Origin of the sequence: Cellulosilyticum sp. ST5 (genome assembly GCF_046529625.1) — a bacterium.
Lineage (GTDB): Bacteria > Bacillota > Clostridia > Lachnospirales > Cellulosilyticaceae > Cellulosilyticum > Cellulosilyticum lentocellum.
Map to the genome: position 1 here is coordinate 3,989,126 of NZ_CP132338.1, position 13,583 is coordinate 4,002,708.

Here is a 13,583-nt window from a genome sequence, read left to right on the forward strand (position 1 = left end):
AACTTTTTGTAAAGGGTGATAGTGTGGACTTAGTAGAGCTAATAGCAGAGCTAGAAGATTGTTTGCAGCTATATGGAAATAGAAATGTATATGTTAGAGATCACTTCGGGCAATACGATTTAGTAACAGAAATTATAGAGATAAGTCGCAAAGATGAAGAAAATACAGTAATAGCAATTATTAATTAATCTCTTTGAAAGGGTGAAAGCATGGCAGATATAAGTACAGTAACAATATGGATAATTGATGGAGACACAGAACTTAAAGAGGGAGACGCCGTAGAAGTAGAAACAACAAGTGGGGAAATAGTAAAAGGCGAAGTTTACATTTTATACGACGATAGCATTCACATTGAAAGCGTTCAGCTTGGTGATAGCGTAATAATTAACAAAGACAATATCAAATCAATAATATGTACAAATTAATCTTTTAGGAGGTAATAGCATGGCAATTAATATGATGTGTACTAATGCAGAATGTAGGTTTTATTGGGAAGATTGTTGTCAAAGAAATCTAGAGGAATTAAGGCATGAAATTGGTAGTCGTGGTAAGTGCTTATCATTCTTACCTGGTGTATGCAATTACTATAATGATGCAGATAGATGTATCGAACAAGAAGAAAACCGATGGATAGAGTTAGAAATACCAAAAACTAGAAGAAGCTTAAAAAATAGAAAAAAACAAGAAGTATATTCAGAAGTAGAGAGGGTTATGGTTTATCAAGGATACGGAATACTTAGGCAAGAAAGATATAGTGTAACTATCATATCTGATTGTGAAGGGAAAGGTAAGAAAATAGCAGAGTGCAACACAATTACTGGTGCTTACACATTTATCAAGGTACTTAATACATTCTTCCCACATATAAACGATATGCTTATAGATGGGAAAATGAAGGAATCTTGTAGGCAAGTATGTATGGCGAGAGATGCAACAAGGAAAATACTTGGACTTTGCATAGCATTAGACGGATTAGTTATTTAAAATTGACTTTTGTTTGGGTAAAATAATAGGCTCCCAATAGGGAGCCGATATAGTTAGCTAGATGTGAACCTTATTTCATCACTTTTTCGCGAATCATAAGTAAGTAGTAAATCGTTTGTATCACTGTGAATACAGTGGCCACATCCAACTGTAAAGATATAGTTACCATTTGCATCCTCCTCCCACATAGCAGGGAGTTTACTCTAATTGGTATTGCTATGTATGCAGGTCAAATAGTTTAAGGTTGATTTTACTAGAGTGATACGAAATAGATAACTATATATATAATAGATTAAAATTTCTGAAAAGTAAACAGCATTTTACAAAGGAGGAAGAGTAGCGGCCGCTTAAATCTCTAGAGTACTCCTAAAAAGATATGGAAGTAAGATTACTAGATATAGATGGCAAAATGCCAAACATAGCACTTATGAAAATAGCTGCATACCACAAACAAAAAGGTGATCATGTTGAGTGGTTAAATCCTTTAATGGATATAGAAGCCAATATAGAAAAGGTATATGCTAGTAAGTTATTTAATTTTAGTAACGACTATGACTACTATCCGCCAGAAGCTGAGGTAATACGTGGAGGCACTGGATTTGATATTTCAAGTAAACTACCACGACAAATAGAATCCACAACTAAGTTAGATTACAGTATATATCCACAACATCATTATTCAATGCAGTTTTTCAGTAGAGGGTGTATAAGGAGTTGTCCGTTTTGTGTAGTAAGGGAAAAAGAGGGATATATACATCCAGTAGAGCCATTAGAATTAAATCCAAATGGTAAACACATAGAAGTATTAGATAATAATTTCTTTGCTAATCCAGAATGGAAATTTGCGATAGAAAAACTTTTAGAGTGGAATATTCCTGTTAATCTACATGGTGTAGACGTAAGAATAATGAATGAGGAACAGGCATATTACCTAAACCAACTAAAGCATTATAAGCAAGTACATATAGCATGGGATAATCCAAAACAAAACATATTAGAGCAGCTTAAAGTCATGACTAAATATATTAAACCGTATAAGATTATGTGTTATGTACTTATAGGTTATTGGAGCACACCAGAAGAAGATTTATACAGAATAGAAAAATTAAGAGAGTTAAGACTTGATCCATTCGTAATGCCTTTTAATAAAATGGATGAATACCAAAAGAAGTTTGCAAGATGGGTAAATCATAAAGCTATTTTTAAAACAGTAGCTTGGAAAGATTATAGATAACATAAACAAAATGAATTTTTAAATGAAAATAGCTCCTACGTTTAGGAGCCATTCATGAATTTTTATATGTAGGAAGTTAGGATACTGACAAGTGTATCAACAGTAGCAAAAGAAATTAGTATAAATACAACATAGAGTAATAAAGGTTCATATTTTTTTAAGAGTTCTTTTAGCATATTAACACCCCCTAAAAATAAAACGCTATATAAGTTGATTATACTAAATATTTAGCAAATTTCAAGTAGATTGAAAATATTGCATATATGTTCAAGAAGCTACTAGTTTTATGATGTAAAAGGTCCCAATGAAGGGACCATGGTCGAATAAAAAAGATAGTGAAACATAAACATTACTGCATTGATAATATAACACTAAAGAATGAAATCTATGCATTGATAATAAAAATCTTGAAAAGTAAAAAGCCCCGATAAGGGGCTAAGAGAGAAAGCGATTCGCTTAAATGGCTGCATTTAGTATTTTGTAAATAACATGTATGGTAATTATGAATACAAGATACAAAAATAAAAATTCATGTTTTCTAAAAAGCTTTAATAACATTTAAATCTACTCCTAGCAATAATTTGTATAATCATAATACTATGAATAATTTTTATGTTAAATGTATTTTCTTATAATAATAAGTTATATACCAGCAAAGTGAAAAAATAAGAATTTGGTGAGGAGTGAAACTATATGAAAAGAGACACAGGTTTAACTTGTAAAAACGAAAAGCGTATATATGAAGATGATGAGGTTATGTTTTGTGGTCATAAGGGTTCAATAGTATTTGAATATGGAACATTTGGTATATCAGTAGAAGAGGGTATCAATTATGACGCATTACAGAGATTCATGGATGATCATGAGGATGTATGTTGTGGTAATGAGTTTTCTGGTTGTATGAATGATACTTTTATTTCGTTGTGGGACATTTATTGGAATTTTAATTGTATGGAAAACTACTTATGGATGGTAGAAGTAATTTTGTAAAGCAATTTATTTGCCAAAACAAATCCAAAATTGAAAGGGTGTGAATTTAATGGATGAAAAGGTGAAGCAAATTATTGAAGAGTATTTAAAAAAGAATTTAAAAGTAAATGTATTAGCATATCCCGATTCTGAAGGGAAAGCTGAAAGTGTTCTGGTACAACTTATTTTAAATCGTGAAGTGATAGATGAAACTAGAGGATATTTCTAAATAAAATCAGAGTTCGTTTAGGAAGGTGATTGAAGTATGCAATTTGAGTTGGAAGAATTATTGAATAGCGTAAAAGATATGGCGAGCGAGAAACTTGAAAATTTAATTATTTACATGAGTTTCAGCCCATATAAATACTTAGCGTATAAAGTGGTAGTTGAGGATTTGTGGGATGTGCCTATTATAAAGATACGACACATTGTTTATTGGAGTAAGCCAAGTGAAATACCAGATGGTTATGTATTAACAGACATATCAGAAGAAATATATTAGCTTAATAAAATATAAGTTTGGGGTGGTTAGAGTGAAAAAATGTATCAGATGCGGTGAAGAAGTTAAAGACGAAAGATTTAATGAAGAATTCGGTATGTGTTTAGATTGCTGTGAAGAGATGCACGAAGCATTAGAATCAATAGAGGAATATGAATCTGAGGAATAACAAATCTGATTTTTAAAGCTATACAGATTTAAAGCTTAATTATAACTTTTAAATGACAACATCATTATATTAATTGTTTATACGTTATTTTTCTAAAAGGAGCTGATTAATATGAGTACAGACTTATATTCACAGGAACGTTGGGAAAAAGTTAATGCAGTAAACAAGGAGTTAATGCAGTTATATTTACGAAGTACTAGGATAGATAGGAGAAGGCCTAATACATGTTCAGAGTACACATATGATTTGAGGTTTTTTCTTATTTGGAATCTACTATATAACAATAACATGAATGTTCTTGAATTTAAAAAAAGAAACTTTGAGGACTTTAAATTCTTTATGACAGATGAGAGAGAAGTAAGCAATGCACGTGTTAATAGGCTGCTATGCGTAGTTAGAAGAATGATGGATTACGCAGAAGATGATGACGATTTATATGAGTCTTATGTTAGAAATGTAGCGGCTAAAGTAAAGAGTCTAGAGAAGAAACCAGTTAAAGAGAATACTTTTTTAAAGCAAGAACAGATTGACTTACTAAGAGGATACTTGATTAATAAAAAAATGTATCAACATTTGTGCTTGCTGGATCTATTTTATGACACAGGAGCAAGAATAAATGAAGTACTTCAGGTGGAGAATACAGATACACTTAAAAATGGGTACATAAAGGTGGAATGCAAGGGTGGAGAAAAACAATATATTTTAATTCATGAGCATTCACAACAGAGCATAGAGTTGCACTTAAGTGTAAAGGAAAATGGAGAAGCATTTTGGCAAAGCAAGTATGGACCTGTGAAAAATACAAGTACTTTAAGAGGTTGGGTTAAAGACATGTACAAGATACTTAAGAAATTAGATCATAATACTCCATACTTCACACCTCACAGTTTTAGACATACATTCTTAGAAAACACTACGAATGGAACCCATTATTTATGTAAGCAGATCGGAAGGGCTTTTACCATGGAAGAAGCACAGTTACTTGTACATCATAAGTCGATAGACATGACAAAGAGTTATCTTAAGCCAAAAGATGATGAATTAATTTTTAATATGTTTGGCATCAAAATAGCTTAGCAAATAGAGTTTATGTATGAAATAACTCTTACTTAATAAAATTTGAACGAGAAAACGGAGGAAGATAAATGAGGTATAGATTGTTTAAGTTAGTAGATCAGCTTAGAAAAAAGAACTTTGCACGTTGTAGAAGATGTGGCAGAAAGTTAAAAGCTATAGAGCTATACTACTATGATTGCTTTTGTGAAAGATGTGAGCAAAAAATCAACAAAGAAATGACAATTCACTAAGAGGAGTGGTGGTTAATGACAACCGTATGGACAAAGGAAATGGACGATTTCATAAAGAAGTATTATACAAGAATAGGACCTATAGCTGTAGCAAATCGCTTAAGTATAACTACAGAGGAAGCAAGCAAAAGAGCTGCGTGGTTAGGCGCGACTATGAGAAAAGACAGTAAGGAGCTAAGTGACTTTGACATCTATCAAATGAAGTATAGAAAATTAAAGTCAAAGCTTAAAGTTGGTGATACATTAAGCGTTGCTACAGAGAGACTTGTTAAAGATAGAGTATTAAAGGTACCTGAGAAGAAAAAGATAATAGGGATGTATAGTTCATATATTGTTTTAGATAATGGAAGATACAGAGAGACTATTACATACATAGAATTAGTTGAACAACTTAAAATATCATAAAACAGAATAAAACATTATAAAAGAAGTTAAAGCAAGATAAAAAGAAAATAAAAAAGAATAAAAAGGTTGAGGCTTATGGACAAGTTGGACTTTATGATTCTAAATGTACTAAATGAAAGTGAGGCACGTACATCTATAAGTGCTATTTCACGAAAGGTAATGCTAGGACAGATTGAGACAGGTGCACAAAATCTATTTTTGAGACTAGGTAAGTTAGTTAATAAAGAGTTAGTAAGTTGTGGACTTAAAGAAGGTAGAGAACATACTTATTTCATAACAGATTTAGGTGTGAATAAATTAATGGAGGTACTCAAATGAAAAAGAGGGTAGGATTTATAGCAGTTGGACAAGCAGGCGGAAACATTGGAAGTGCACTTGAGAAAAATGGTTGGAACGTATTATTTTTAAACACATCAACAGAAGACCTAGATACTTTAACTAAAGTGAAGTATAAGTACCACATTAAAGGTGGAGAAGGATGTAATAAAGATAGAAACAAAGCAAAAGAGTTAGTGGTTGAAGATTTTAAACAACTAGCAAGTGAAATAAGTAGTAAGGTACCAGAAGAATTCATATATGTCATATTTAGCAGTGGTGGGGGAACTGGGTCAGGAGCTTCTCCTATGCTTATAGATCTGTTAGTGCAACATATGGATAAGAAAGTTGGAGCTATTACGATTATACCAGGAGAGAATGAACCATTTAAAACACATATTAATTCATATGAGTGCTTTAGAGAACTAGCAGACATTGAGATGGCAAGTACTATTGTTCTAGATAATAATTCATTTAAGAATAAGATGATTATTAATCAAGAGTTTGTAAAAGCTTTTGAAGAAATGATGGATATGCCAACTCATACAGATGTAAGAGGGAATATTGATAAAGCCGAAATGAAAGAGCTAATTGAAACAAGAGGAATGTTAACAATTAATAAAGTGGAAAAAGCAGAAAGTACAGCAGCAAAGCTGGTAGAGAGCTTCAAGAAAAACATCTATGCACCAATCGAAGCAGACAAGGTTATAAAATACATAGGATTACTTTTAGCAAAGCCATTAGAAATAACTGATATAAAAAAAGAAGTAGGGAATTACTTAGATGTTTTTCAAGGACATCATAGTGAATATACTTTATGCGTATTAGCAGGATTAAGCCTACCATTTACAAGGCTACAGGATATAAAAGAGAAAGTAAAAGAAAGTCAGGAGGATATAAAGAAAAACCTAAAGGCAACAAGCGTAAATAAGTTAAATGAAGAAATAGATTTTCTATCAAGCAGTTCATCAGCATCAAACAAGCAATCTAAGAGTAATGCAAATGACATTTTTGCAAAGTATAGAAAGAAGTAGTTGAATAGAGATAAAAGCCCTTATGCCCTTAGTATGGTACATAAGGGTTTTTGCGTGTGTTTAACAAGGGAGGACAAGCATATGATATTAGAAAAGGACATAATTAAAAGAATCGAATATTATTTTTATAACTATGAGCAGGAGTATGAGCAATTAGAGCTAATCAATGAGGATATTATATATGGGGTTCAGGCTGGTTTTGTTGATGGAAGTAAAGGGAATGCGATTAGTAGCAAGACGGAGAACAGCGCATTAGAGTTAATAGACAAGAGAAATGAGGAGAAAGAGTGCTGGCTAAATGTAGTAGAAAGCGTAATAGAAAGGTTCGAAGGGACAGAATACCAAGGTGTTTTTAATTTGACATATAAAGACCAGTATAAATTGCCAAAGATACTAAGGATACTTGCAATGGAAAAATCATGTTACTATGATAAAAGAAACGATATTATAACTTATGCAGCATTAAAGGCTGCCGAAAAGGGATTGATTATGGTTTGATTTAGGGAGTGGAAAAATAGTAGCAGAAAAATAAAAGGGGAAGTTTTTGGCATTTAATAAGTTATAATTATATTGTCCAAAGAATGAATAAAGCCTCCCAATAAAAAGCCGATAGTGTAAAAACTATTGGCTTTTTGCATTGTAAAAGTTATTAAACAGGTGTGTACATAGACTTGACCCTAAAACTGTTTAAGGAGCTGATTACACATGTTAAAACCACCTATATCAAGAATGGGCGGAAAGTCAAAATTGAGGAAGACAATAATAGAAAGAATACCAGAACATACTTGCTATTTAGAACCTTTCTTTGGGGCAGGATGGGTATTCTTTGGTAAAGAACCAAGCAAAGTAGAAGTTATTAATGATGTAGATAAAGAATTAATTAATATGTTTAAGATGATTAAATATCATGCACCAGAGATAGAAAGAATGCTAGAGTATGAGTTTTCAGGAAGAGATATGTTTGAGGAATATAAGCACTGTACGGTTGAATACTTAACAGAGATTCAACGTGCAGTGCGTTTTTTATACCTTATCTCACAAAGTTTCGCCAGTAGGGGTGTGACTTATGGATATGGAACAAATACAAAGCCTTCACCACAAATATTTTATAAAGGTGTGTTAGGTGATATAAAAGAAAGGTTAAGGAATACTTATGTAGAAAACAAGAGCTTTAATGATATCATACACAGATATGATAGAAGTCATAGCTTTTTCTTTTGTGATCCACCTTATTACGAAACAGCAGGTTATGGTAATACATTTGGACATGATGAGCATCTAGTGTTACGCGATACACTATCAAGTATCAATGGCAAATTTTTAGTAACTATAAATGATCACCCAGAAGTAAGAGAGTGGTATAAAGGTTTCAACATAGAAGAAGTTAAAGTCTCATATTCGGTATCTAAAGAGAAATCGGCAAGAAAAGAGTATAACGAACTGATTATTACAAACTATTAAGCAAGGAGGTGGAGACTTGGGGAAAACAACACAGCCAATTAAAGATTTAGATCAGGAACTCACATTGTATGATTATCTATATGATACAGATAAGATGCTATATATTCTTGTCATACTTATTAGATATACAGGATATAGAGTTGGAGATTTGAGGTGTCTAAAGAAAAGAGATGTTATGCAAGAGTACTTGGAGATAACTGAAAATAAAACAAAGTATCTAAAAGACAAGTATGAAAGGCAGGCATATGAAAAAGATATTAGGCCTAAAAAACCTAAGCCTCCACGAAAAGTATTGATACATCCGACATTAAGAAAAGAAATAGATGAGTACACAAAAGATATGAAAACATGGCAAGTATTGTTCCCAAGTTCAAGGGGAAGGAATACACCTATGTCATATCCTCAACTTAATAGAAGAATGAAAAAGGTTGGAGAGATATTAAATATAAAGGACTTTGGATTTCATGCAATAAGGAAGACTTGCTTCTATAACGTCTATAAAGAAAGTGAAAGAATAGAAGAGGTACAACATTTTGCAGGGCATAAGTCACCAGTAACAACAAGTCAATATATAGGTTTAACGCAAGAGGTTAACGACAACTTAGTAAAAGATATGGTTGATCCATTAAAGAAATTTAAACGGTAGCAGCAGGACGAAGAATATCAGATGATTTGTTATGGAACATATATATCATAATAGAAATAAAATAATCATTAAAGATAGATGACTCAAAGGATAGAGAGGTATCAGACAAATGAGAAAGATATAAAAGATAACTCTCATATTTTGAAGGGGACAAAGTCATAGATGAATGACAATGAACCCTTTGATAGTCATAGGTACTTTCAGACTTGAAAAATGGATTGCGGGTACCATGACCCCGGGAATTCTTTAGTTCTAGAAATTTTTAGTTTAAAATTACCGTTTCCTAAGGAGTAAAAATATGATAATAAATTAACAAAGAATAAAAATATAAGTAATATCAAGGGATTGGTGGTGATTGAGATTGTCAAAAACAACTGAAAAAATTGGCTCGATTGAAGGTTTAACAGTATCAGCAACAGTCTTAGGTGAATTATTAAGTGTCACTGATAGAAGAGTTAGGCAGTTAGCTGAAGAAGGGATATTTAAGAGGGTATCAAAAGGTAGATATCTTTTACCAGACAGTATAAAAACATACATTAATATGTTGAAGATGGAAAATGATATTGCAGCATCAGGAGGAAGTAATAATTTAGACTTAGAAACAGAAAAAGCCATTCACGAGAGAATAAAAAGACAGCAATCAGAGATTAAATTGGCCTTGATGAGAGGAGAAGTACATAAATCAGAAGATGTTGAGGAAGTAATGACTGATATGCTGGCTTCTTTTAGGTCAAAAATGATGTCACTACCATCAAAATTAGCACCATTACTACTAAATAAATCAGAAGCAACAACAGTTAGAGAGGTACTAACGAGAGAAATTCTTGAGGTGCTCATGGAACTTAAAGATTATAATCCATATGATTTTTATGGTGAGGAGTACATTGAGTATGATGAAGGTGAAGTAGATAATTATGAAAAAGAAGAAAATCATACGTAAAAATACGTTAGAGATATTTAAAAATACTATAAAAGTACTAGAGCCGCCACCCAATCTTAAGCTAAGTGAGTGGGCAGATGAAAATAGAAGATTATCAGCAGAGGCTTCGGCTGAGCAGGGTAGATGGAATACTGACAGAGCTCCTTATCAAAGAGAAATCATGGATTCTATTAGTGATGATAGGTACCAGAATATTGTTGTTAAAAGCTCAAGTCAAGTTGGTAAAACAGAAATTGTTTTGAATACCATTGGATATATTGTAGACCATGAGCCTAGCCCTATGTTAGTTGTACAACCTACTGAAACAGCAGCTGAAGACTTTAGTAAAGATAGGCTTGCTAATATGATAAGAGATACACCATGTATAAGAGATAAGATTAAGCCATCCAAGAGTAGAGATAGCGAAAACACTATATTAAAAAAGAAGTTTCCAGGCGGTATTTTATCAATAGTAGGAGCTAATTCGCCAGTTGGATTATCGGCTAAACCTATAAGGGTTGTGCTATTTGATGAGGTTGATCGTTATCCAGCTTCTGCAGGTGTAGATGGAGATCCTGTAGATTTAGGTGAGAAGCGTACAAATACATTCTGGAATCGTAAAATAATTAAGGTTTCTACTCCTACAATCAAGGGTATTTCTAGGATTGATCAGGAATATGAGACAAGTTCAAAAGGCGTTTGGAATTTAAGATGTCCTTGTTGTGGCAGATATAATCCTTTGGAATTTAGAAGGTTAAGATTTGAAGATGCAAATATGCAATGTATGCATTGTGATGAATATTTCTCTGAAAGTGAATGGAAAGAGCAGGATGGTAAGTGGATTCATGAATTTAATGACAATAAAATTAGGGGATTTCATTTAAATGAACTTGCCTCACCATGGAAAAGCTGGAGTGAAATAATAGCATCATTTAAAAAAGCTATGAAAAAGAAAAAAGAAACTGGAAGCATAGAGCAGTTAAAAGCTTTCATAAATACTTCTTTAGGTGAAGTATGGGAAGATAGAGCAGATGGTGATCAAGTTGAAGATGAAGATTTATTAAAGAGAAGAGAATATTATTCTTCTGATCTTAAAGATGGAGCTATATTAATTACAGCTGGTGTAGACGTCCAAGATGATAGGTTTGAAGTTGAGGTTGTTGCTTGGGGAAGAGGGTATGAAAGCTGGGGAATTCAATACAAAAAAATAAAAGGTGATTTAGATAAAGATGATGTTTGGAAAGAACTTGAAGAATACTTAGATACAGAATTCTTCTTTGAGGATGGTAGAAGTTTATTAATTGCAGCCACTTGTATAGATACAGGTGGCCATTTTACTGATAAAGCGTATGCATTTATTAAAAGAATGGAGCGAAAGCATAAGCGAATTTATGGAATAAAAGGTCAAGGGGGGATAGGTATCCCACTTGTATATAAACAAACAACAAATACAAAGACAGGTGTAAGAATTTTTATGCTTGGAGTAGATCAAGGCAAAGAGCTTATAATGGCAAGGCTAAAAACAAAAGAAGTAGGGCCTGGATACTGTCACTTTCCTAAAAATATAGAACGTGGATATGATGAAATCTATATGAAAGGCATTAATTCAGAACAAAGGTTAATCAGATTTGTAAAAGGTAGGCCAAGATTAGAGTGGGTTAAAAAGTCTGGGACAAGAAATGAGCCTTTAGACCTTAGAAATTATGCAACAGCAGCAGTGGATATTATAAATCCTAATTGGGATTCTTTAGAGTCAAAGGTGTTAAAGGGAATAAATTACATGAAGAGTCAACCAAAGAGCAAAAGAAGTAGGCCAAGTGGAGTAGTAAATAGAGGAGTTGAAGTATAATGAGCACACGTTTAGAGTTAGCCAAACAACGTTTAGAAGCATATTATCAGGCAGAGATGGCCATTCTTACAAATCAATCGTATTCGATTGGTAGTAGATCGTTTACTCGTGCCAATTTAGCTGAGGTAAGAAATGCAATTAAAGAATTAGAGGCACAGGTGGCACAATTAGAAAACAAGACAAAGAAAGTAAGACGAATCATACCAATGGATGTATAGGAGGTGTAAGTTTGTGAATGCATTAGACAAGATATGTGAATTTATTAGTCCGAGTCTTGGGTTAAAACGTGAAGCAGCAAGAATGAGACTGGATATGGTAAGAAGCATACAGAATAGTGGGTATGATGAAGGTGGTGCCAGCCAAAGAAAAAATTCTATGAAAGGCTGGAATGCAGAAAGTTTAAGTCCGCAGGAAGATATTGACCTTAATTTAAACATTCTTAGGCAACGTACTAAAAGTCTGTTTATGACTTCTCCGTTAGCAGCTAGCGCAATAAAAACCAATAGGACAAATGTTGTAGGCGCAGGACTTAGGCTCAAAAGCAGAATAGATTTCAAGGCGCTCGGAATATCTCATCAAGAAGCAGATGAATTAGAAAAGCAAATAGAAAGAGAGTTTAATTTGTGGGCAGAGTCTAAAAGGTGTGACAACTTAGGATTAAATGATTTCTATGAACTACAACAAATTGCTATTATGTCATGGTTAATAAATGGGGATGGGTTTGCACTTGTAAAACATACAAATACTACCCCATATATGCCATACGGTCTTAGAATTCATTTAATTGAAGGTGATAGAGTATCTACTCCAAATTCAAAGGGTGACTATGTAAATTTAAGGTACAAACTTGAAAATGGAAATAGGATATATAGTGGTGTTGAAATTGACAAAGAGGGTTCAGTAGTAGCGTATCATGTTTGTAATTCATATCCTAATTCTGTGCTAGAGCTAAATAAAAAATGGGAAAGAGTAGAAGCATTTGGAGCTGAGACAGGACTTCCTAATGTACTCCAAATTATGGAGGCAGAGCGCCCAGATCAATATAGGGGTGTTCCCTATTTAGCAACAGTTGTAGAGAGTTTAAAGCAATTAACGAGATATACAGAAGCTGAACTGATGGCAGCTGTTATAAATGCTTTTTTTACTGTATTTGTTAAGACGGATTCGCCAGATGATTCGGCTAATGATTTTTCTGGAGTAACTGAAAATGAAACATCTATTGATTCGCCTGATTATAAACTAGGTCCAGGGATGGTAAATATTTTAAGAGAAGGTGAGAGTATAGAGATTGCAGATGCGAAAAGACCAAATGTAAATTTTGATGGTTTTGTATCTTCAATGACAAAATATATCGGAGCTGCTCTTGAAATACCATATGAACTATTAACAAAGTCTTTCACAGCTAGTTATTCAGCCAGTCGTGCTGCATTACTAGAAGCGTGGAAGGCTTTTAAAATGCGCAGAACTTGGTTTGCAAATGATTTCTGCCAGCCAGTCTATGAGATATGGCTCTGTGAAGCTGTTGCTAGAGGGAGAATTGATGCCCCTGGCTTTTTTAATGACCCATCAATTAGAAAAGCTTATTCAAGAGCAGATTGGAATGGGCCAGCTCCTGGGCAACTAGATCCAGTCAAAGAAGTTGATGCAGCAACTAAGCGAGTAGAAAATGGATTTTCAACACGTGAAAGAGAGACTATAGAGATAAATGGAGGTGATTTTGATAGAAATATTGAACAGTTAATTATAGAAAATGAAAAAATGAAAGCCATTAAGACAAAGGAAGGTGAGTAAA

At 33.2% G+C, this 13,583-nt stretch carries 20 protein-coding genes; all 20 read left to right on the forward strand.

The features are described 5' to 3' along the window. The first annotated feature begins 23 nt into the window (after window positions 1-23). The 20 genes from QTL86_RS19275 (at window position 24) to QTL86_RS19370 (ending at window position 13,582) form a co-directional block, all read left to right on the forward strand. Window positions 24-188, forward strand: coding sequence for a hypothetical protein (locus QTL86_RS19275; RefSeq protein ID WP_410495045.1), 165 nt, complete (start codon window positions 24-26; stop codon window positions 186-188). 21 nt (window positions 189-209) lie between these two features. Next, window positions 210-425 carry a hypothetical protein gene (locus QTL86_RS19280; protein WP_410495044.1) on the forward strand — a complete coding sequence of 72 codons (216 nt, stop codon included), beginning with the start codon at window positions 210-212 and terminating at the stop codon, window positions 423-425. A gap of 19 nt (window positions 426-444) precedes the next feature. Continuing rightward, window positions 445-984 carry a hypothetical protein gene (locus tag QTL86_RS19285; RefSeq protein WP_410495800.1) on the forward strand — a complete coding sequence of 180 codons (540 nt, stop codon included), beginning with the start codon at window positions 445-447 and terminating at the stop codon, window positions 982-984. 376 nt (window positions 985-1,360) lie between these two features. Continuing rightward, a complete protein-coding gene (locus QTL86_RS19290; protein WP_410495801.1) occupies window positions 1,361-2,218 on the forward strand; it encodes a hypothetical protein in 858 nt (285 codons plus the stop codon). 693 nt (window positions 2,219-2,911) lie between these two features. Further along, window positions 2,912-3,208 (forward strand): hypothetical protein, encoded by a 297-nt coding sequence (locus tag QTL86_RS19295; RefSeq protein WP_410495802.1) that lies wholly within the window; start codon window positions 2,912-2,914, stop codon window positions 3,206-3,208. A gap of 49 nt (window positions 3,209-3,257) precedes the next feature. After that, on the forward strand, window positions 3,258-3,416 hold the full coding sequence (locus QTL86_RS19300; protein WP_190283348.1) for a hypothetical protein: 159 nt from the start codon (window positions 3,258-3,260) through the stop codon (window positions 3,414-3,416). A 36-nt stretch (window positions 3,417-3,452) separates the two neighbouring features. After that, entirely contained in the window at window positions 3,453-3,689 is a 237-nt protein-coding gene (locus QTL86_RS19305; protein ID WP_410495803.1) for a hypothetical protein, read from the forward strand. 31 nt (window positions 3,690-3,720) lie between these two features. Continuing rightward, window positions 3,721-3,855, forward strand: coding sequence for a hypothetical protein (locus tag QTL86_RS19310; protein WP_410495804.1), 135 nt, complete (start codon window positions 3,721-3,723; stop codon window positions 3,853-3,855). A 111-nt stretch (window positions 3,856-3,966) separates the two neighbouring features. Continuing rightward, complete coding sequence (locus tag QTL86_RS19315; RefSeq protein ID WP_127064947.1) at window positions 3,967-4,932, forward strand: tyrosine-type recombinase/integrase; 966 nt, start codon at window positions 3,967-3,969, stop codon at window positions 4,930-4,932. A 68-nt stretch (window positions 4,933-5,000) separates the two neighbouring features. After that, complete coding sequence (locus QTL86_RS19320; protein WP_190283457.1) at window positions 5,001-5,162, forward strand: hypothetical protein; 162 nt, start codon at window positions 5,001-5,003, stop codon at window positions 5,160-5,162. A 15-nt stretch (window positions 5,163-5,177) separates the two neighbouring features. Continuing rightward, window positions 5,178-5,567, forward strand: coding sequence for a hypothetical protein (locus QTL86_RS19325; RefSeq protein WP_127064946.1), 390 nt, complete (start codon window positions 5,178-5,180; stop codon window positions 5,565-5,567). A gap of 75 nt (window positions 5,568-5,642) precedes the next feature. Next, window positions 5,643-5,885, forward strand: coding sequence for a hypothetical protein (locus tag QTL86_RS19330; RefSeq protein ID WP_127064945.1), 243 nt, complete (start codon window positions 5,643-5,645; stop codon window positions 5,883-5,885). Beyond that, the gene (locus QTL86_RS19335; RefSeq protein WP_410495805.1) at window positions 5,882-6,916 is read left to right on the forward strand and encodes a hypothetical protein; all 1,035 of its coding nucleotides are present in this window, start codon (window positions 5,882-5,884) and stop codon (window positions 6,914-6,916) included. The genes QTL86_RS19330 and QTL86_RS19335 overlap by 4 nt, the downstream gene beginning before the upstream one ends. An 81-nt stretch (window positions 6,917-6,997) precedes the next feature. Beyond that, the gene (locus QTL86_RS19340; protein WP_127064943.1) at window positions 6,998-7,414 is read left to right on the forward strand and encodes a hypothetical protein; all 417 of its coding nucleotides are present in this window, start codon (window positions 6,998-7,000) and stop codon (window positions 7,412-7,414) included. A gap of 207 nt (window positions 7,415-7,621) precedes the next feature. Next, a complete protein-coding gene (locus QTL86_RS19345; RefSeq protein ID WP_127064942.1) occupies window positions 7,622-8,377 on the forward strand; it encodes a DNA adenine methylase in 756 nt (251 codons plus the stop codon). 16 nt (window positions 8,378-8,393) lie between these two features. Further along, window positions 8,394-9,023 carry a tyrosine-type recombinase/integrase gene (locus QTL86_RS19350; RefSeq protein WP_127064941.1) on the forward strand — a complete coding sequence of 210 codons (630 nt, stop codon included), beginning with the start codon at window positions 8,394-8,396 and terminating at the stop codon, window positions 9,021-9,023. 361 nt (window positions 9,024-9,384) lie between these two features. Continuing rightward, window positions 9,385-9,963 (forward strand): hypothetical protein, encoded by a 579-nt coding sequence (locus QTL86_RS19355; protein ID WP_410495806.1) that lies wholly within the window; start codon window positions 9,385-9,387, stop codon window positions 9,961-9,963. Next, window positions 9,938-11,791, forward strand: coding sequence for a phage terminase large subunit family protein (locus QTL86_RS19360; protein WP_410495807.1), 1,854 nt, complete (start codon window positions 9,938-9,940; stop codon window positions 11,789-11,791). Before QTL86_RS19355 ends, QTL86_RS19360 begins: the two co-directional genes overlap by 26 nt. Continuing rightward, a complete protein-coding gene (locus QTL86_RS19365; RefSeq protein ID WP_127064938.1) occupies window positions 11,791-12,009 on the forward strand; it encodes a DUF6148 family protein in 219 nt (72 codons plus the stop codon). Before QTL86_RS19360 ends, QTL86_RS19365 begins: the two co-directional genes overlap by 1 nt. Before the next feature lie 13 nt (window positions 12,010-12,022). Next, window positions 12,023-13,582: a phage portal protein gene (locus tag QTL86_RS19370; RefSeq protein ID WP_410495808.1), complete on the forward strand. Its 1,560-nt coding sequence runs from the start codon at window positions 12,023-12,025 to the stop codon at window positions 13,580-13,582. Window position 13,583 lies beyond the last annotated feature (1 nt).